Source organism: Bradyrhizobium sp. UFLA05-112 (assembly GCF_053572325.1).
Window position 1 is genome coordinate 45,143 of record NZ_JBANBK010000048.1, and the last position, 19,049, is coordinate 64,191.

General features: G+C 60.2%; 19 protein-coding genes. 15 read left to right on the top strand and 4 right to left on the bottom strand.

The window, feature by feature from the left end; genetic code table 11:
• Positions 1-6 precede the first annotated feature (6 nt).
• Entirely contained in the window at positions 7-573 is a 567-nt protein-coding gene (locus SO180_RS25585) for an OsmC family protein (protein WP_449381603.1), read from the bottom strand.
• Positions 574-1,068: 495 nt separating this feature from the next.
• Positions 1,069-2,886 (bottom strand): winged helix-turn-helix domain-containing tetratricopeptide repeat protein, encoded by a 1,818-nt coding sequence (locus SO180_RS25590; protein WP_449381604.1) that lies wholly within the window; start codon positions 2,884-2,886, stop codon positions 1,069-1,071.
• 1,069 nt (positions 2,887-3,955) lie between these two features.
• Here SO180_RS25590 and SO180_RS25595 point away from each other — a divergent pair.
• Complete coding sequence (locus SO180_RS25595; RefSeq protein WP_449381605.1) at positions 3,956-4,294, top strand: PilZ domain-containing protein; 339 nt, start codon at positions 3,956-3,958, stop codon at positions 4,292-4,294.
• A gap of 387 nt (positions 4,295-4,681) precedes the next feature.
• Here the strand turns inward: SO180_RS25595 and SO180_RS25600 are convergent, their stop codons facing one another.
• A complete protein-coding gene (locus SO180_RS25600; protein ID WP_449381606.1) occupies positions 4,682-4,945 on the bottom strand; it encodes a hypothetical protein in 264 nt (87 codons plus the stop codon).
• Between the two features lie 462 nt (positions 4,946-5,407).
• Here SO180_RS25600 and SO180_RS25605 point away from each other — a divergent pair, with 462 nt between their 5' ends.
• The 3 genes from SO180_RS25605 (at position 5,408) to SO180_RS25615 (ending at position 6,420) form a co-directional block, all read left to right on the top strand.
• Positions 5,408-5,578 (top strand): hypothetical protein, encoded by a 171-nt coding sequence (locus SO180_RS25605; RefSeq protein WP_449381607.1) that lies wholly within the window; start codon positions 5,408-5,410, stop codon positions 5,576-5,578.
• 20 nt (positions 5,579-5,598) lie between these two features.
• Positions 5,599-5,958 (top strand): DUF6616 family protein, encoded by a 360-nt coding sequence (locus SO180_RS25610; RefSeq protein WP_449381608.1) that lies wholly within the window; start codon positions 5,599-5,601, stop codon positions 5,956-5,958.
• A 144-nt stretch (positions 5,959-6,102) separates the two neighbouring features.
• Positions 6,103-6,420: a sensor histidine kinase gene (locus SO180_RS25615; RefSeq protein WP_449381609.1), complete on the top strand. Its 318-nt coding sequence runs from the start codon at positions 6,103-6,105 to the stop codon at positions 6,418-6,420.
• A 14-nt stretch (positions 6,421-6,434) separates the two neighbouring features.
• Here SO180_RS25615 and SO180_RS25620 read toward each other — a convergent pair whose 3' ends face one another.
• Complete coding sequence (locus SO180_RS25620; RefSeq protein ID WP_449381610.1) at positions 6,435-6,947, bottom strand: winged helix-turn-helix transcriptional regulator; 513 nt, start codon at positions 6,945-6,947, stop codon at positions 6,435-6,437.
• Positions 6,948-7,153: 206 nt separating this feature from the next.
• Between SO180_RS25620 and SO180_RS25625 the strand changes: the two genes are divergently transcribed.
• The 11 genes from SO180_RS25625 to SO180_RS25675 all read left to right on the top strand — a co-directional run bounded on the left by SO180_RS25625 (position 7,154) and on the right by SO180_RS25675 (position 18,817).
• Complete coding sequence (locus SO180_RS25625) at positions 7,154-7,792, top strand: 2-hydroxychromene-2-carboxylate isomerase (protein WP_449381611.1); 639 nt, start codon at positions 7,154-7,156, stop codon at positions 7,790-7,792.
• Positions 7,793-7,851: 59 nt separating this feature from the next.
• Positions 7,852-9,396 (top strand): class I adenylate-forming enzyme family protein, encoded by a 1,545-nt coding sequence (locus SO180_RS25630; protein WP_449381612.1) that lies wholly within the window; start codon positions 7,852-7,854, stop codon positions 9,394-9,396.
• Positions 9,397-9,450: 54 nt separating this feature from the next.
• Positions 9,451-10,188 carry an SDR family oxidoreductase gene (locus SO180_RS25635; RefSeq protein WP_449381613.1) on the top strand — a complete coding sequence of 246 codons (738 nt, stop codon included), beginning with the start codon at positions 9,451-9,453 and terminating at the stop codon, positions 10,186-10,188.
• Between the two features lie 11 nt (positions 10,189-10,199).
• Complete coding sequence (locus tag SO180_RS25640) at positions 10,200-11,381, top strand: acyl-CoA dehydrogenase family protein (RefSeq protein WP_449381614.1); 1,182 nt, start codon at positions 10,200-10,202, stop codon at positions 11,379-11,381.
• Between the two features lie 23 nt (positions 11,382-11,404).
• Positions 11,405-12,526 carry an acyl-CoA dehydrogenase family protein gene (locus SO180_RS25645; protein WP_449381615.1) on the top strand — a complete coding sequence of 374 codons (1,122 nt, stop codon included), beginning with the start codon at positions 11,405-11,407 and terminating at the stop codon, positions 12,524-12,526.
• Between the two features lie 14 nt (positions 12,527-12,540).
• Positions 12,541-13,728, top strand: coding sequence for an acetyl-CoA C-acyltransferase (locus tag SO180_RS25650; protein ID WP_449381616.1), 1,188 nt, complete (start codon positions 12,541-12,543; stop codon positions 13,726-13,728).
• Positions 13,729-13,748: 20 nt separating this feature from the next.
• Positions 13,749-14,759: an NAD(P)H-dependent flavin oxidoreductase gene (locus SO180_RS25655; RefSeq protein WP_449381617.1), complete on the top strand. Its 1,011-nt coding sequence runs from the start codon at positions 13,749-13,751 to the stop codon at positions 14,757-14,759.
• Between the two features lie 53 nt (positions 14,760-14,812).
• Complete coding sequence (locus SO180_RS25660) at positions 14,813-15,973, top strand: iron-containing alcohol dehydrogenase (protein WP_449381624.1); 1,161 nt, start codon at positions 14,813-14,815, stop codon at positions 15,971-15,973.
• Positions 15,974-16,038: 65 nt separating this feature from the next.
• Positions 16,039-17,238: an ABC transporter substrate-binding protein gene (locus tag SO180_RS25665; RefSeq protein ID WP_449381618.1), complete on the top strand. Its 1,200-nt coding sequence runs from the start codon at positions 16,039-16,041 to the stop codon at positions 17,236-17,238.
• A 109-nt stretch (positions 17,239-17,347) separates the two neighbouring features.
• Positions 17,348-18,076, top strand: a complete 729-nt coding sequence (locus tag SO180_RS25670; RefSeq protein ID WP_449381619.1) for a glutathione S-transferase family protein — start codon at positions 17,348-17,350, stop codon at positions 18,074-18,076.
• A gap of 39 nt (positions 18,077-18,115) precedes the next feature.
• Positions 18,116-18,817: an SDR family NAD(P)-dependent oxidoreductase gene (locus SO180_RS25675; RefSeq protein ID WP_449381620.1), complete on the top strand. Its 702-nt coding sequence runs from the start codon at positions 18,116-18,118 to the stop codon at positions 18,815-18,817.
• Positions 18,818-19,049 lie beyond the last annotated feature (232 nt).

A 19,049-nucleotide genomic window follows, 5' to 3' on the forward strand; every position in this document is an offset into this window, starting at 1 on the left:
TCGTCCTCAGTTAGCGGTTACGAAGATGTTCGTTGGATTGGTCACGATGTCGAATACGGCGGACCGCTTCTGCGATTGAGCTACCAACGCCTTGATGTCGTCTTCGCTCGCATCGGCGCGAATATCGAAGTGGACGCGGATGGCGCCGAAGCCATTGCGCACCTCGTCGTCGATGCCCAGGATTCCCTGAATATCCATGTCGGCCTCGAGCGATGCCCTGACCGAATGGAGCTGTATGCCGCGGCGCTGGGCAATCGCAGCAACACCTGCCGTGAGACAGCTCGCGAGCCCGGAAAGGACAAGCTCGACAGGAGTCGGGGCACTGTCTTCGGCGGCAAAGACCTGCGGGTGATCTGCCTCGACGGTGAACGTCTTGTTGCGGGACTGCTCGGCTCCGAGCCCAAAAAAACTGCCAATAGCGGAGCGGCTGTGCGTGCCATTCACCCATTCGCAGCTCGCTCGCCACTTGAACTGAGCCGCCTCAGGCGCTTGCTCAAGTGCCATACGGGCACCTAACAACGCCTCGACGTTGACGCCATTATTGATTTTCGCGCTTGCACTCGTCGTCGTCATCTTGTTCTCCTCTGGTGACAAACCCGAGTTAAGATTCGTAAATCTTCCTCTCACTCGGCTCTTGCTGGCTTTGCGCTCGCCAAATGTCAGATCGATTTACGCGCCCTTGCCCGCGCATGCTTGACGCCCGCATCCGGAATTTCTTTAGATGCCGTGGATTTTTTGCTGAGGCAGGCAAAGGGCAGCGGGGCGATCACGCAGCGCTCTCAATCGCGTGAAGATACGGGGAGAGAGAGCAAATCGCTTCCAAGCAGCCGCGCTGCTTGCGATTCGATCGATAGTTCGACTTCGAAACTCAGCGGCTCCTTTAAAAGGAGCCGCCTTCCAGGGACCTCGCAGTGTGCAAACGGATAGGTCGGCACGCGGCCGTGGTCGCCAATCATTGCAGGCGGCTCGTGGCTTTTCACACAGCCAGGGACGTTATGGGACTTAAGCCAAGGCTCGTGATGCGGGCGGATGGGTCAAAACTCGAGGTGGCTACGCGGGCGTGCGTTTCTAAGCTCGGGGCTGCGAAATGCCTGCATTACTTAGACCGCGAATAAAACGATCGATAAGGTCCGGATCATTGCAATAAAAAAGTTCCTGACGAGCAGTTTCAGTAGTGTAGCCGGGCTTGCGCCGAAGCAGATCAGCAGCAACAGCTTCCGCTTGTGTCTTATCACCGAGAATGCCTAGTGAGGCGGCCAGTGGGGCGAACGCTTGATATGTAGCATTGCTTAGCCGAGTTGCCCGTCGCGCGAACTCGACTGCTATATCGTACTCGCCTAAGGAAAAGTGGGTCCAAGCGCGAACGTGATGGAAACTCCAAAGATGGTTGTCCCGTGGACTGAGCACGGTCGCGCGGTCGAGTAAGGTCTCAGCATCGGTCTCTCGGCCATGCCACAGCAAATTAAAGCCTTGTGCAAAATAGGCCTGGGCAAAACTCGGGTTTAGCTCCAAGGAAAGGTCGAGAGCCGCCAGTGCTTCGTCATTGTGACGAGTTAGGCACAGGACTCGACCACGGGCGCATTGGCAAAAGCAATCAAGGTCGTCGAGGGCTACTGCCGTTTGCGCCTGCCGCAAAGCGGTTTCAAGTCGCGCTAAGCGGTCTTTCGGTTCGTCTAGAAACGCACGTTGTATGTTTACGTAGCTGAGAGCGCCATGCCCGCGAGCAAAGTATGGATCCTCCGCGATGGCACGCTTGAAATACGTTTCAGCAGAATCAAATCCCGGAGTAGTAAAGCGCCACAAATTCCATAGACCGCGCTGGTAGCAGTCCCATGCGTCGAGGCTTTCGGGAGGCTTGCGAGCAGCGAGTTGCTGCTCGACCTTGGATAACTCGGGTTCGATCGTTGCAGCAATCTGTCTCGCCATCTCGTCTTGAATATCAAAAATGCATTCAAGCTGCAGATCATACTTGTCCGACCACAGTTGCTGCCCGTCCGCTGCCCGGACTAACTCCGCCGTTATCCTCACCGTCTCGCGATTTTTTCGTACGCTGCCGAGAAGCACATACCTTACGCTCAGCTGTTCGCCTATCTCCCGCGCGTCGACCATCCGCCCCTGGAAGCCGATGGTTGAGTGTCGCGAAATGACCGAGAGCCACCTGTTCCGAGCGAGGAGACGAATGATATCTTCCGTTAGACCGTAGCTAAAGTAATCGTTGTCGGGGTCATCAGACATATTCCCGAACGGCATTACGGCGATTGATAAGCGCGCAACAGCCTCGGCCCTAACTGTTTCCGAGACGATGTTGTCGAGGTTGGACACTTCGGTCGCGACGGAAACAGTGGTGGATTTGCTTTCCGAACCGATACTTCGCTCGCTAGGACGCTGAGCGTTTTCACCATCCGCTTCCGACGCTGAGACTGTTTGAACGTGTCCGACGAATCGGAAGCCACGTTTGTGTTGTGTACGAATGAGCGACTGGTCGTTGCCGTTATCACCAAGCGCCCGCCTGGCTGCGTTAACTCGGCTGCTGAGCGCTGCTTCGGAAATGATTCGACCGTGCCAAATAGTTTCAATCAACTCATCCTTACTTACAATCCGATCACGGTTGCGCACCAGATGAACAATAAGGTCGAAGACCTGAGGTTCGATATGGATGAACTCACCACGCCTGCGCAGCTCCTGCTGGCTGAGGTCGATCTCGAACTCGGAGAACTGGTACTTCAATAATGTGTATAAGAGACAGCCATCCTTACTGTCCCATTCGGGGTCGGCGACTGCTAGTTCGGGGCCGTTATGATCGTGCGCGTGCGCTGCGAAATGCGAGGCCAGCAACACGATCGCTGTCGTCGCCGCGTTGGCGGCCATTAAAGACATCTTCGTCATCGCAGTTTCTCTAGACAAACAAGAGATTAGCGCTGCGAAATGAGGTTACTTCAAACTGCGCGGGCTCCCCGATGTGTGCCGGTCAGTTGTTGCACCAACTCCAGACGAGTTGGACGGCTTCTAAAATCCCGCTCGTTCTTACGTCTGCGATGCGGTCACTGAGGTTCAAGTCGCGGCGGGGTCAGGTAAGGAACGGCGACCTGGCGGAGAGGGCCGCTTTGGTGCAAAGCGGACAAGCGCGCAGGAATGATCTTGGCCATTGCCAATGAGGACTGCCATTCCTTGTGGCGGGTTGCCTGCTCGCCTGCGGTTGGATTTTTTGATGTAAGCCGTCGATCTGCAATGGACAGAATTTGGCTCAGTTGGAAAGAGTCTCTTGAAAAATCAATAGTGGCAGCGTGTCTCTTAATCAGCGGGTCCCAGGTTCGAGCCCTGGAGCGCCCACCAATCTCCCAAAAATATCAGTGGGTTAGACCGATCCTCGCGAAGACACAGGTCGCTTGTAAGCGCTGGGTCACGCTTGGGTCACAAAGGAGGCTGTCACGGCTCTATTTAAGCTGGCGGCGACGTGCGGCCCGGCTCGTATCTTGAATGATCGAAGGCCGTGTTCTCCGCTCCGACTGCATCGTGCCAGCGACGCTCACCGAGACCTCATCGCCCATCGGAAATTCTTGCTCGGCAGTAAACACTGCTGCTCCAGGAGCAGCGGCCGCGGATTCTCGAAAATGTCCGAGTCGATGGCGAGCGCCTGGAGGGCGTCGGCGTGACGCCGACGATCGAGGGGCAGACGCTCCCTGCGCATTTCGCCCATGGATCTCGTGAAGCCGACCTCCGCTTCGAAACACGAACGTCCGTTTGTAAAGTCGGCGTCTGAATTAACCACGAACTTCGATCCAATTTTAATAAGACAACAATGCTGCTTGTTAGCTTAAATCAACCAGATCAGCTTTGCAGGTGCTGCCGTTTTCCGGGCGTCGGCGGGACCGGGAAACCGACTTCATAAAGCGCGATCGCAATCGCTGCGGTCGCGTCCGATGGGAAGTTGCATTCTCATTTGGAGCATCTGGCCATGATGGAACGTCGCGCACTGAGCCGCATACCGATGAACCGGGCGGCGCTGCTGTCATTCGATGGAATTCGTGGGACTCATCCATGCGTGGTGCGCGATATCAGCGCCTTGGGGGCCTGCATCTCCGCGCCGTACTTCATATTTGCCAACGAATTTGTGCTGTCGTTCGATGGCCATCCCGCAATTTTCATCTGCCGCATTGTGTGGAGAAAGGAGACGCTTTGCGGAGCTGCCTTCCTCCTGCGTCGTCGCTCGCCGAAATTGGCGAACGATTCCGGCGAGTACACAAAAGTGGTGCGACTTGATCGCCAGACCATGCGCCGCGAAAGGCGTCATTAGCTGAGAAGTGGCGGCAAAACTCCTTGCGCGCGCCGCTCGGCATGCTGCCGCCAAGCCGGAGGTCGCGCGCGGACGTAACATTGCCCGCGCCTAGACGTGGGCACCTTCGCCTATTCTGGGCATCTTCGGCGGCGACGATCACCCTCATGCTGGCGGCGGCCACGCTATCCGCTCCTGCGGCTGGTTTCGAGCAGTGCACGACCGGCGCGCTGAAGACGTTAGGAGTCTGCGGCGCCGGCAAGCCGCGACCACGGCAAGCGGCCAGCTTGGATCGGGTGAAAGGACCGTCCTACTGTGACGACCCCCGCGGCCGATATCGCCTACGGCAACGTATTTGAGCCATGTCGCCGCACCGTGTCGGATTCGCATGGGCCTCTCGGCCGTTTATTAGCCGCAGACCCGCACGCGGTGCTCCCGCCAGCCATGCCCGTCCCAGAAGCGTTGGGTCTTCCAGTAGCAAGGAGGCATTGGTTCGCCAACCGGGGCATCGACATAGCCCGACCAGTACGGATAGCCGCCGGGGCCGGGATAAGTGCGCGGATACGGATTGCCGCCGGGTCCGTAATCATAGCGCGGACCAGCAAACGCGGGCGAGGCTGCGGAGACGGCCAAAGTCGCGGCCGCAGCGAGAGCCAATAACGTTTTCCTCATGGTGTATCCTTTCCAGTTCGGCGGCGGCAGGAGGGACGCACGCCGGTCACTGCAATGAACTCACGATTCCAGGCCACGGCAAGATGCCATTGACGCCACCGACCAATATTGCTGGCTCGGGGATTAGGTCATCAGGCAGGCAGCGCCGCCACGAGTACGTCCCTCTTGGTCGCCCCCGGGAAGCCGGGATCGAATGCGAGCAGGTACCAGTTAGTGACACTTGTCTTCTCACCGCGGCGCGGCGACGCTCCCGTTGCCACGGACCACAAACATCCGGGATGCGGCTTACCTCATTAGCCCCAACAGCGTCGCGAGAGCAGACATTGCGGGACCGCCGGCGCGATCCCGACCGACGCCAGGTATGTGATCGACCGAAATCGTGCGACCGGCGGTGGCATGACTGCGGGAGTTGATTTCGGTCTTGCCATAGTCGGCCACCTCGCGGGAGAGCCCGTCGGTCGAGTGGCAGAGCTGTCCTTCGAGTATGCGCCGCAACCCCCTTTCGGAACCGGGCGAACTGAACTGGCCGATCCCGCGACATTGGCCAAAACGACCGACGCGCTGAAGTATCTGATGCCGGTCGAGCAGCTGGAGGGCGTGAGAGCCCGCCGCTCGGCCATGGGAAAACTCTAACCGGCCCACGCTCTCGTAAGGTGTCATCATGCAGCAGGGTTTTCGTCGAGCTCTACAACTACGCTCCCGCATGGAGCAAATGCTCCGAAACCGAGCGAACCGAATTCGTCAACAAGGTCATCGAGGCCGTAAACGGATTGAAATCTGCCGGCGTCGACGTCATCGCCTACGGCAAGAACGCGCCTGAGACCGATCGCCGCGCGCCGTGCGACTTCTTTTGCGTCTATCGCGTGCCGAGCGTCGAATTTCAGCGCGAGTTCGAGCGTCAGATCACCGCGTCTGGTTGGTACAACTACTTCGAGCAAGTGAACATTGGCGGATCTGCGGAAGATTATTCGGCTGTCCTGCTCGGTAATGCCAGGATGGTTCATCCTGACTGAACACACAAGGCTTCACCGATCGCCGAGCCTGACAGAGAGCGACGGTAGTTTTGCAGGTCGTCCGACGCCGGTCATGGGTGGCCATGCGGTGGCCCACACGATCCGATTGGTCTCGTTGCCCGGTAGCGGATTCAGAGCGATAGGTTGCTCTTCGGTGCGATCCTGCGAAATCTGGTGCGTAACTTGGTCAAGTACACTCACCCTGGCGGTCGCGTTCTCGTTGATGCCGTGCTGCCGGCAAGAACGTCCTCATCGAAGTCTATGACGCCGCTATCGGCATATCCCGGCGACGAGATTCCGCAAGTCTTTGATTTGTTCGCTTGCACGGACTTCTCGAGCGGTAGCGATGGGGTAGGCCTCTACATTGTGCGACAAGCCGCTGGGATGCTCGGGCATCACCTGGAGATCACGTCCACACCATTGCAGGGGTCGCGATTTTGCATTGTTGCAGAGAGGGCCTGATGTTTATTAGTGACCTAACCAGATCGAACGGTTCTCCTGGAGCCTGTTAGCGTGTTCGCACGTACCGGCGACGATTGTCGCGCGCCGGGGCCAGGATGCACGTGAACTGCCTTGGCCGTGAGCGGCTCACCGCATTCCGAACAGACCATGACTGGGTCGAACAACTTTCCGCAGTTCTTGTGCTCATGCAGCATCGGCCTCCCGCGCGCGTCGACCATGTGGATGTTGCCCCAGTGCACGATGGACATGATGATCGGATAAAGGTCGAGACCCTTCTGCGTCAGGATGTATTCGTAGCGCTTTGGCGAGTCCTGGTAGGGAATCCGGCGAAGCACGCCGAAGCGCACCAGCTTCTTCAGCCGATCGGCGAGAAGATGCCGGGTAACTCCCAGCGACGCCTGAAATTCATCGAACCTGCGGATGCGCAGAAAGCATTCGCGCAGGATGAGCAGGCTCCAGCGGTCGCCGATCACGGCCACTGTGCGGGCGAGCGAACAAGGCTCCTCCTCGAGAGCGTCCCATTTCATTCGCGTCTCCAGCAATTCGCCACAGCATTTCAAAATAAATTCTAAATTAGAACGGACATGATTTCAATACGATACCTCACTAACCGCTACAAACCTTAGATCATATGATGAGTATCATATTGACAGTTCTAAAATAGAACGTAGCATCTCGATGCGATTAACGGGGCGGTCTGCGGGGGCTGCCAGTCGAAAAGGAAAGGCGTGCCATGGCTGTTCCGCTTAAGGTCGAGTTTCATTTCGATTTCGGTAGTCCCAACGCTTATCTCGCCGAACTGGTGCTGCCGGAGATCGAGCGGCGGATCGGCGTGAAGTTCGACTACGTTCCCGTGCTCCTCGGTGGCGTCTACAAGGCGACTGGCAATATGTCGCCAGCCGAGTCCCTGCACGGCATCAAGAACAAGCCCGGATACAACGCGCTGGAAACTGAGCGCTTTCTACGGCGCCACAACATCACGAAATTCAAGTCGAACCCGTTCTTCCCGGTGAACACGCTAACGCTGATGCGCGGCGTCGTTGCGGCCCAGTTCGAGGGAATGTTCGAGCCCTATTTCCGCGCCGCCTATCACCACATGTGGGTCGAGCCCAAGAAGATGGACGATCCGCAGGTCTTCCGCGAGGCGTTCCTGTCCTCTGGACTCGATATCGATCGCATTGCGGTGCGCGCACAGCAGGACGACGTCAAGAAGAAGCTGATCGAGAACACCAGTGATGCCGTGGCTCGCGGCTCGTTCGGATCGCCGACCTTTTACGTCGGGAGCGAGATTTTCTTTGGCAAGGACAAATTGCGCGAGGTGGAGGACGAGATCGTCGCGCAACTAGCCACGGAGCGGCGCAAGACCGCCTGATCCGGACCGGAAGCAAGAAAGAATAGGGCCCAAAGGGCCATTGCAGGGAGGTTTCAGTGGTGGCTTCGACGCAGACGGTGGCAGAACATCTTGAAGGCTTGCCAAACCGGATCCACGGGGTGATCGACCGGCATGTCGACTTGACCCCGGATCGTCTTGCCTTGATCGATGACAAGGCAAGCTTGACCTATCGCGAGCTGGATCGGAGCGTGGGCGGCGTCGCGAGGGCGTTGCGGGCGCTGGGAATCCGCGCCGGCGACCGCATGATGATCGTCAGCGAAAACTCCATTCCGCTCGCCTGTCTGCTGCTCGCCGCAAGCCGGCTTGATGCATGGGCGATCGTCGTCAATCCGCGGCTGTCGCCACGCGAGATTGACCAGATCAAGGATCACAGTGGCGCTCGTCGGGCTTTCTTTACCACCGATGTTTCGCAGGAAGCATCCGACCACGCCACGCGGTATGGCGCGAGCATACAGGATGTCGGCCCGCTCGAGGGCATCGGCGTGACCGCGCTGAATGAGACGACCGCGCCAGAGCCGGTCGAGACCGAAGGCTCGCACCAGGTTGCGGTCCTCATCTACACATCGGGGACCACGGGCACGCCCAAGGGCGTGATGCTAACTCACCGCAATCTCCTGTTCAGCGCAAAGGGCACTGCCAATTGGCGGAAGATGACGTCGGCCGATGTGCAATATTGTGTACTGCCGATCTCGCACATCGTTGGCATTTCGTTGCTCACCATGACTTTGATGGTTGGCGGCACCGTGCGCCTGGTCGCAAAGTACGATCCGGCCGCCCTCGCGAAAGCGATGGCGGAGGAGGGTATTACCATCCTCAATGGCGTGCCGGCGACTTACCAGCGGCTGGTTGAATACCGGCGCAACGCAGGCTTGCCGAAGTTCAATCGTGGTGCGCTTCGCCTGATTGCAGTGGCGGGAGCGCCGCTCGATCTGGATCTCAAATCTCGTGTCGAGCAGGAACTCGGCCTGCCGCTCCTTAACGGCTACGGCATTACCGAGTGCTCGCCGGGCATCTCCGGCGTCCGATTCGATAACCCGAGGGCCGACCACGCCGTAGGAACGGTTCTCCCAGGCCTTGAGGCAAAGCTCGTCGCTCGGAACGGCAAGACCGTTGCCAACGCTGAGGTCGGTGAGCTCCATGTTCGTGGCCCGAATGTGATGCGTGGCTACTACCGCGCTCCCGACTTGACCGCGAAGGCGATCGATGCCGACGGTTGGTTCAACACCGGCGACCTAGCGCGCTTCGAGGGCGACTGCCTCTTCATCGTTGGCAGGACCAAGGAGATGATCATCCGCTCCGGATTTAACGTCTATCCGGCTGAGATAGAAGCAGTGTTGAGTACGCACGATGCGGTGGTGCAGTGCGCCGTGGTCGGACGGCCAGTCGAGGGCAATGAAGAGATCGTGGCCTTTGTGCAGCTGATCAAGGGCTCGACCGTCACGGTACAGGATCTGATGGCCCATGTTGCTCCGCAACTGACCTCGTACAAGCGCCCGTCCGAGATTATCCTGATGGACGCGCTGCCCGCGACATCAACGGGCAAGCTATTGAAGCACAAGCTCGCGGAATCGCTGCGCAGCTGAGGCTGACGCGCCGTCCGCAGAACAACTCACTCAAGCAAGAGACCGGAGAACACCATGCAAAAGAGAAACAAGACGGTTGCCGTCATTGGTGCCGGTGATTTCATCGGCGGCGAGATCGCCAAGAAGTTCGCCTCCGAGGGCTTCACCATCTTCGCCGGTCGCCGCAACGGCGATAAGCTTGCGCCACTCGTCAAGGAGATCGAAGCCGCCGGCGGCGAAATCCATGCCCGCTCGCTCGATGCGCGCAAGGAGGAGGAAATCACTGCCTTCCTCAACGACGCCGACAAGCATGCGCCGCTGGAAGTTTGCATCTTCAACATTGGCGCCAACGTAAATTTCCCGATCCTGGAGACTACCGAGCGCGTGTTCCGCAAGGTCTGGGAAATGGCGTGCTACTCCGGCTTCCTGGCCGGGCGTGAGGCGGCGCGGCTGATGACGGCGCGCGGTGCGGGCAACATTTTCTTCACCGGCGCGACCGCGTCGTTGCGCGGCGGCAGCGGCTTTGCCGCCTTCGCCGGCGCCAAGTTTGGCTTGCGCGCCGTGGCGCAGGCGATGGCGCGCGAGCTCGGACCGAAGAACATCCACGTCGCGCATCTCATCATCGACTCCGGTGTCGATACCGAATGGGTGCGGCAGCGCCGCATCGAGGCGCTCGGTCCCAATGCGCTCGACAACCCCGACCTCCTGATGCCGCCGTCGTCGGTCGCGGCGTCCTACTGGCAGCTCTATCAGCAGCCGAAGAGCGCCTGGACGTTTGAGCTGGAAATCAGACCCTTTGGCGAGAAGTGGTAGGAGTAGGTCCGATGGAGCTCGCATTGTCACCGGAGGATGCCGCCTTCCGCGACGAGGTGCGCGCCTTCATCGCCGGGAATTATCCGGCGGAGATGCGCGTTCCGAATCCGGAGACTGATCTTTCCAAGGAGCAGATGCTCCTCTGGCATCGCATCCTGCACAAGAAGGGCTGGATCGCGCCGCTCTGGCCGAAGGAATATGGCGGGCCCGGCTGGTCGATCACGCGCCGCTTCATCTTCGAGCAGGAGACCACGCGCGCCGGCACGATGCCGCCGTTGGCGTTCAGCGTCACTATGGTTGGCCCGGTCATCTATACGTTCGGCAACGAAGCGCAGAAGAAGAAGTTTCTGCCGCGCATCCTGTCCGGTGAGGACTGGTGGTGCCAGGGCTATTCCGAGCCGGGCTCCGGCTCCGATCTTGCCACGGTCCGCACCAAGGCCGTACGTGACGGTGACCACTACATCGTCAACGGCCACAAGACCTGGACCACGCTGGCCCAGCACGCCGACTGGATCTTTTGCCTGGTGCGGACCGATCCTGCCGCCAAACCGCAGTCCGGCATCTCGTTCCTGCTGATCGACATGAAGTCGCCCGGTGTTACGGTCCGGCCGATCATCACCATCGACGGCTCCCACGAGGTCAACGATGTCTTCCTGGAAGACGTTCGCGTTCCCGTAGAGAACCTCATTGGCGAGGAGAACAAGGGCTGGAGCTACGCGAAATTCCTGCTCGGCAATGAACGCACCAGCATGGCCGGGATCGGCCGCTCGACGCGCTACATCGAGCGGCTGAAGCGGATCGTGAAGGCCGAGATATGGGAGGAGGATCCGGCCCATCTCGAATTCATCAGGGATATCGCCCGCGTTGAGGTCGACGTGCTGGCGCTGGAAGCGACCGAGTTGCGGGTCGTGGCGCAGATGGCGCGCGGGATCGATCCGGGGCCGGCGGCCTCGCTGTTCAAGATCCGCGGCACCGAGATCTTTCAGAACATCACCGAGCTGACTCACCGTGCCACCGGCAATTATGGTCTGGCGATCCGAGAGCATCCGGTCAGCGCGAACCATTTCATGCCTGGGCCGGACTATGGACACACCGCGTCGGAAAAGTACCTGAACTCGCGAAAGCTCAGCATCTACGGCGGGTCGAACGAGATCCAGCGCAACATCATCGCCAAGGCAGTGCTCGGTCTCTAGCAACAGCGCCACAAGAGGATCGGATGGATATCCAGTTCACGGAAGAGCAGGAATTATTGCGATCGAGCGTCCAGCGTCTGCTGCGCGACCAGTATGATTTTGACGCGCGTCGCAAGATCGTCGCAAGCGAAGAAGGCGCTAGCCGCGAACAATGGGCTGACTTCGCCGAACTCGGTCTGTTCGCGGCGCCGTTCTCCGAGGACGTCGGCGGTCTCGGTGGTGGACCGCTGTCGACCATGATCATCATGCAGGAGTTCGGCCGCCACCTCGTGGTCGAGCCGTTCGTTGAAACGGTCGTGCTTGCCGGCGGCCTGATCGAGCAGGCGGGATCCGACACGCAGAAGAAGGGCTTTATCCCCGACATCATCGCGGGGAAGAAGATCTGGGCTCTGGCCTGGGCCGAAAAGGGCTCGCGCTTCGATCTGGCGACGGTGACGACTACCGCGCGCCACGACGACGGCGACTACGTCTTGAGTGGCGAGAAGACAGCTGTGATCGCCGCACCCTGGGCGGATTATCTCATCGTCTCTGCCCGGATCTCAGGTGACCGCGGCGGCGTCAGCCTGTTCGTCGTCGATCGGCGCGCGGCCAACCTGCATCTGCAGAGTTTCAAGACCATCGACGGACGCCGCGCCGCTGAGGTCAGTTTGAACAATGTCCGCGGTCAGCTGCTTGGCAAGGAAGGCGAAGGTGTCGCTGCGCTGGAAGCCTGCCGTGATCGGGCGATCGGCGCGCTCTGTGCCGAAGCCGTCGGCGCGATCGGGGAGCTGAACTCGGCCACGCTGGAATATTCAAAGACGAGAAAGCAGTTCGGAACGGCGATCGGCTCGTTTCAGGTGCTGCAGCACCGGATGGTCGACATGTTTGTCGCGCATCAGGAGGCGCTCTCCCTGATGCAGCATCTCAATCTCAGCCTCCACGCGGGCGAGACTGGCGTCTCGCGACTGGCGTCAGGCGCAAAATCGAAAATCGGTTATGCCGGCAGGTTCGTCGCCGACCAGGCGGTGCAGCTGCATGGTGGCATGGGCATGACCGACGAGCTCAATGTCGGGCACTACTTCAAGCGCATTTCCGCGATCAACATCCAGTTCGGCGATCCCGCATATCACTTGCTGCGCTACGCGCGGCTCGAAAAAGCGGCCTAAGCAGAGACGCAAGCATGACAACTGATGCAGTTATCGTTTCTACCGCGCGTACCGGTGTCGGCAAGGCCTATCGCGGCGCGCTCAACAATACCGACGGTCCGACCCTGGCCGGCCATGTGATGGCCGAGGCCGTGAAACGTGCCGGTATCGCGCCCGGCGAGGTCGAGGACGTGGTGATGGGCTGTGCCATGCAGCAGGGCACCATGGTGATGAACGTCGCGCGCAAGGGCGCGATCCGTGCCGGTCTCCCCGTCACGGTTGCCGGTACCACAATTGATCGCCAGTGCGCCTCTGGCCTGCAGGCGATCGCGGTCGCTGCGCGCTCGGTGATGCTCGACGGCGTCGAGATCGCGATCGGCGGCGGCATCGAGTCGATCAGTCTGGTGCAGAACGACCACATGAACAGGTTCCATGCCGTCGACGAAGAGCTGATGGCGATGAAGCCGGAAATGTACATGTCGATGCTGGAGACCGCGGAGGTCGTCGCCGAGCGCTACAGGATTGGCCGCGATAAGCAGGACGAATACAGCCTCGAATGCCAGCGCCGCGTCGGTGCCGCCCTGCAGGGGGGCCGCTTCAACGACGAGATCGTGCCGATCACGACCAGGATGGCCGTGATCGACAAGGACACCAAGGAGGTCAGCTACCAGCAGGTGACGCTGACCAAAGACGAAGGACCGCGCCCCGATACGACCGCCGAGGGCCTCGCCAAGATCAAGCCGGTGTTCGAGGGCAAGACGATAAGCGCCGGCAATGCCAGCCAGCTTTCGGACGGCGCCTCGGCTTGCGTGATCATGAGCGACAAGATCGCTGCCAGGAAGGGCCTGAAGCCGCTTGGCATCTTCCGCGGCTTCGTCGCCGCCGGCGTCGAGCCGGACGAGATGGGCGTCGGCCCGGTCGCTGCGATCCCGCGGCTGTTGAAGCGCCACAATCTGAAGATCGACGACATCGATCTCTGGGAGCTCAATGAGGCCTATGCGGTGCAGGTGATCTATTGCCGCGACAAGCTCGGCATCGATCCGGACAAGCTCAACGTCAATGGCGGCTCGATCGCGATCGGCCATCCCTACGGCATGACCGGTTCGCGGCTCACGGGGCACCTCCTGATCGAGGGCCGTAGGCGCAAGGCGAAATACGGCGTGGTGACCATGTGCATCGGCGGTGGCATGGGCGCGGCCGGTCTGTTCGAAGTCGTCCACTGATTCAAAAGCGGAGATCACACGTGAAGACGGCAATCACTGAACTATTCGGCATCCAGCATCCGATCATCCAGGGTGGCATGCATTATGTCGGCTTTGCCGAGCTTGCGGCAGCCGTCTCCAACGCCGGCGGTCTCGGCATCATCACCGGCCTGACACAGAGAACCCCGGAACGGCTGGCGAAGGAAATCGCGCGTTGCCGCGACATGACCGACAAGCCCTTCGGCGTGAACCTGACCTTCCTGCCGAGCTTCATCGCGCCTCCCTATCCAGAATACATCGCCGCCATCAAGGAAGGTGGCGTCAAGGCTGTCGAGACCGCTGGCCGCAGCCCCGAGCAGTACATGCCGGCGCTGAAGGCGGCCGGGATCAAGGTGATCCACAAATGCACTTCGGTGCGACATTCGCTTAAGGCTGAGAAGATCGGTTGCGATGCGGTGAGCGTTGACGGGTTCGAGTGCGGCGGCCACCCTGGCGAGGACGACATCCCGAATATGATCCTGCTGCCGCGCGCGGCGGACGAATTGAAGATCCCGTTTGTGGCCTCGGGCGGCATGGCGGATGCTCGGAGCCTCGTGGCAGCGCTGTCGATGGGCGCGGCCGGAATGAACATGGGAACCCGCTTCGTCGCTACCAAGGAAGCGCCGGTCCACGACAACGTCAAGCACGCGTTGGTCAAGGCAACCGAGCTCGACACGGTGCTGGTGATGCGCGCGCTGCGCAATACCGAGCGTGTGCTCAAGAACAAGGGCGTCGATCAACTGCTCGAAGTCGAGCGTGAAAAGGGCGCAAGCCTGAAGATCGACGACATCCACGAGCAGGTGGCCGGAGTCTACCCCAAGGTCATGGTGAACGGCGAAATGGACGCGGGTGCCTGGAGCTGCGGGATGGTGGTCGGCCTGATCAAGGACATTCCGACCGTGAAGGAGCTGATCGATCGTATCATGAGTGAGGCCGAGCAGATCATACGTCAGCGCCTCACCGGCTTTCTTGACGGGACTATCGACGACGCACCGGCGCGCGCCGTCGCCTGACGGCCCGGCGCCACGCGGGAATGTCGAACAACAACATCGATGGGAGCGAAGGCATGCTGGTCACGGGCAGTTATCAATACCCGACGATGGAATCGGTGATCTACGGCAAGCCTGCGGCCGAGGCGCTGCGTGAGGAAGCGGAGCGGCTTGGCGCCAGGCGTGTCTACCTGATCGTCAGCCGCACCCTGAACAGCAAGACCGAAGAGATTGAGAAGATCCGCAAAGGCCTGGGCGAACGCCATGCCGAGACGTTCGATGGGGTCCCGCAGCACACGACACGCGAAGCGGTGGTGCAGATCGCGAGGCGAGCGGCGGAGGCGAAGACTGACCTAGTCGTCGCCATCGGCGGCGGCTCGGCGGTCGACGCGGCGAAGATCGTGCTGATGTGCATGGAGCACGAGATCTTCGAGCAGGACGGGCTTGACGGCTTCGAAACCACGCCGGAGCGACGCTTCGGTCAGTTCCGCACCCCCAAGGTGCGCATGATTGCCATCCCCAGCACGCTGTCCGGCGGCGAATACAATTCCGGCACGCTGGTCACCGATGCCCGCCGCAAGCTGAAGCAGATCTTCAACCACCCCATGATGATGCCGCGCAGTATCATTCTCGATCCCGCCATCACCAAATATACGCCGGAAAAACTCTGGCTTGGTTCCGGCACACGAGCCATGGATCACGGCATCGAGGCGATCTGTTCGAGTCGTCCCAATATACTCGTCGACGCCGTGTGTCAGCAGGGACTGCGCTATCTGCATGATGGTCTCGGGCGCACCAGGAGCAATCCGAACGACGAAGCGGCACGGCTGAGCTGTCAGTTGGGCTCGTGGCTGTCGGCCTTCGGGTTGCAGGCGAGGGTGCCGATGGGGGCGAGCCACGCCATCGGTCATGTGCTCGGCGGCACCTGCGACGTGCCGCATTATTTCTGCACAGCCGTGATGATGCCGAGCGTGTTGCGCTACAACCGCCCGGCCACGGAAGCCGCTCAGAAGGCGGTCGCAGCCGCACTCGGGAGGCCCGAGCGTGATGCCAGCGAGGCCTTCGCGGAATTTATCGCGGAGCTCGGCCTTCCCCGGACGCTCGCCGAGGTCGGCGTTACCGAGGATCGCTTCGAGCTGATCGGCAAGAACGCCATGCTCTCGATCTTTACGCGGGCGAACCCGCAGCCGATCCGCGAGCCCGGCGACGTCATCAAGATACTCAAATTGGCCGCCTGAGCCGATCGAGGAACAAGCGTCGGACCTGCGGAAGGCGAGACGCGTCAACATTGGAGGAATGCGCGATGTTTAGGAGCATCCGGCTGGGCTGCGCAATCTTGCTTGCTATGTCAATCTCGTGCTGGGCAGGTGACACGCCCGGTGTCACGGCGACGCAAATCAAGATCGGCGGGATATTTCCCCTGAGTGGGCCGGCTTCCTCGATCGGCCAGACCGGACAGGGCGTGCGGGCCTATGTGCAATCGGTCAACGATCGCGGAGGGATTAACGGACGCAAAATCGAATATCTCATGCTCGATGATGCTTATAGCCCGCCGAAGGCATTTGAGCACGCGCGCAGGCTGGTGGAGAGCGACGATGTCGCCTTTATGTTCAGCCAGCTCGGCACGGCGGGCAATTCCGCCGTGGCAAAATACCTCGCCGCGAAACGGGTGCCGACGATCGCGATCGTGACCGGCGCCAGCAAATTCACCAGCGTCAAGGACTACCCGCTGACGACCACGGGACTTGTCAGCTATGACACCGAGGGAAAGATCTACGCAAGATATCTGCAGCGCACCTTGCCCACGGCGAAATACGCGATTCTGTTCCAGAACGACGATCTGGGTCGTGACTATGTGAATGCCTTCAAAACGGTGCTAGGCGCTGATTTCGACAAGCGCGTGGTGACCGCCAGTTACGAGGTGACGGAACCAACGGTCGACTCGCAGGTGGTCACACTCAAGAGTTCGGGTGCACAGGCGCTGTTCATCGCAGGTACACCGAAATTCGCTGCTCAGGCCATCCGCCGCGCCGCCGAGAGCGGCTGGAAGCCGACAATCTTCATCAACTTCCCCTCATCGACAATCGCGGGCACGCTGAAGCCGGCGGGATTGGAAAACGCGATCGGCGTGATCGTGGGAACGCCGAACAAGGACCCCAGCGATCAGAAGTGGGCGGATGACGAGGGCGTCAAGGTCTATCGTGACTTCTTCGAACGATATCTGGCCGGCTCGGATATCACCAACACCAGCTATCTGACCGGGTATCAGCAGGGCATGGTGCTGGAGCAGATTCTCAAGCAATGCGGCGACGACCTTTCGCGCGAAAACATCATCAAACAGGCGAAGTCGCTGAAGAACCTCGTGCTGCCGACCGCGCTGCCCGGAATTCACATCAACACCAGCGCCAGCAACAACATGATCTGGACGCAACTGCAGCTTCAGCGATGGACCGGCACGGGCTGGGAGCAGTTCGGTGAAATTCTCGACGGGAGCTCGGAGTAGGCGACCCCACGTTCATCAGGAGCGATCCACGATGGCTGATTTGCGAATATTCTCTTATCTACCGAACCCGCGTGTCTGGAAGGCAACCATCGCCGCCCGGTTCTGCGCCGTGGACGTCGAGGTCAGGGGAGCATCGGCCAAGGAGTTGAGGGAATGGCTATGGGATTATGATGCGCGTCCCCTGGCTGACAACGAGCGTCAATCCTTGTCATCCCTTGCGCGTATCGGCCGGGTCGGGCTGACCGGTGCGCAGCTCTTCAAGACCGATGCGTTCCTTGAAGCACAGCCGTTCGGTAACGTGCCGACAGCTTTCGGGCCCGGCGGAAAGACCGGCATCTTCGAGTCGAACAGCATCATGCGAGCGGTGGCGCGGCTGGGTGAGGCGGCGTTCCCGCTCTATGGGCGTGATGCTTACGAAGCGTCCAGGATCGACAGCTTTCTGGATGTCAGCCTCGTCTTTGCGAGAGATGCGCAGATCTATCTGCTCGCGCTTTCGGGCGGCACGGTCGATGCGGCGATACATGCGCGCGCCAAGGAGGCCTTCGCCATCTATGCCTCGGGACTGGAACAGGCGTTGTCTCCGCGACGGGATACGCTGGTGGGAAATGGCATCACCTTGGCGGACATTTGCTTTGCCGCCGAGTTTGCATTGTTCATGAACGAGCATGCCCGGGCCAGGCAATTGAGCGAGCATGGGCTCGACAGGATCCTGCATCAGGGGGTCGAAAGCGACTATCCGCTGGCGTTCGCGCACTTCGCCCGGCTGATTGATCACGAGCACTTCAGGCCGGACCTCAAACCGTATGTCGAAAGATTGGTCTCAAAGGCGGCCCCCTGAAGGTAATAGCCGCCCGCTCCAACCAGGAGGTTTAATCGCATGATCGCGCCCGTTTGCCTGATAACGGGCGTTGGACCCGGCACGGGTTCGGCGCTCGCCAGACGATTTGCCGAGGGCGGCTACCGCGTGGCGCTTCTCGCCAGGAACGAGGAACGTCTTGCCGCACTCGAGAGCGAGCTGCCGAACGCGCGTGGCTATCGATGCGACGTGTCCGATCCGGCGCAGATCGAAATGGTCGCGAGCTCCGTCGAGCGCGAGCTGGGTCAGCCCGGCGTCGTCATCCACAATGCCGTTGGCGGAGCTTTTGGTACGTTTCGCGAGATTGATCCGCAGATTCTCAACCGAAACTTCCAGATCAATACGATGGGACTCTTGTATCTCGCGAGGCGCTTTGCGCCGGCGATGGTCAGCTCGGGCAAGGGCGCCATTGTTGCCACCGGCAATACGTCAGCCCTGCGGGGCAAGCCCGCTTTCGCCGGCTTTGCACCGACCAAGGCGGCGCAGCGGATCCTGGCCGAATCGATGGCGCGCGAGCTCGGGCCGCAAGGCGTACATGTCGCCTATGTCATCATTGATGCGGTTATCGATTTGGAATGGACTAGGAAACGCTACCCGGCGAGTCCGGAAGACTTTTTCATTAAGCCGCAGGCGATTGCAACGGAGATCTGGCACGTTGTTCATCAGGATCGCAGCGCGTGGTCATTCAATGTCGAGTTGCGGCCCTTCGGAGAAAACTGGTAGCCGCAGCCTGGAATGTGGTCCCGGACATGTGTCGACAGGCTCCTTGAGTTGCCTCGTGCAGCCAAGAGTTGGCCCGGAAACGGGAGATTTGCTCGTTAGTCGTCAATGTCTCGATCCCTGCCGCCACGTTGTGGCAGTCGCAGCGCGTCTGAGCACACTCCATTCAGGAGAGGCTTAGGCGGCTTTCAATCGCCCGCCCGGCACAAAGGCGGTCCGGCTCAAAGAAACGCAC

Coding starts and splice junctions, on each gene's coding strand:
- SO180_RS25665 (WP_449381618.1), top strand. CDS start 16,039: ATGTTTAGGAGCATCCGGCTGGGCTGCGCAATCTTGCTTGCTATGTCA.
- SO180_RS25585 (WP_449381603.1), bottom strand. CDS start 573: ATGACGACGACGAGTGCAAGCGCGAAAATCAATAATGGCGTCAACGTC.
- SO180_RS25675 (WP_449381620.1), top strand. CDS start 18,116: ATGATCGCGCCCGTTTGCCTGATAACGGGCGTTGGACCCGGCACGGGT.
- SO180_RS25650 (WP_449381616.1), top strand. CDS start 12,541: ATGACAACTGATGCAGTTATCGTTTCTACCGCGCGTACCGGTGTCGGC.
- SO180_RS25625 (WP_449381611.1), top strand. CDS start 7,154: ATGGCTGTTCCGCTTAAGGTCGAGTTTCATTTCGATTTCGGTAGTCCC.
- SO180_RS25660 (WP_449381624.1), top strand. CDS start 14,813: ATGCTGGTCACGGGCAGTTATCAATACCCGACGATGGAATCGGTGATC.
- SO180_RS25590 (WP_449381604.1), bottom strand. CDS start 2,886: ATGACGAAGATGTCTTTAATGGCCGCCAACGCGGCGACGACAGCGATC.
- SO180_RS25620 (WP_449381610.1), bottom strand. CDS start 6,947: ATGAAATGGGACGCTCTCGAGGAGGAGCCTTGTTCGCTCGCCCGCACA.
- SO180_RS25635 (WP_449381613.1), top strand. CDS start 9,451: ATGCAAAAGAGAAACAAGACGGTTGCCGTCATTGGTGCCGGTGATTTC.
- SO180_RS25600 (WP_449381606.1), bottom strand. CDS start 4,945: ATGAGGAAAACGTTATTGGCTCTCGCTGCGGCCGCGACTTTGGCCGTC.
- SO180_RS25595 (WP_449381605.1), top strand. CDS start 3,956: ATGATGGAACGTCGCGCACTGAGCCGCATACCGATGAACCGGGCGGCG.
- SO180_RS25645 (WP_449381615.1), top strand. CDS start 11,405: ATGGATATCCAGTTCACGGAAGAGCAGGAATTATTGCGATCGAGCGTC.
- SO180_RS25640 (WP_449381614.1), top strand. CDS start 10,200: ATGGAGCTCGCATTGTCACCGGAGGATGCCGCCTTCCGCGACGAGGTG.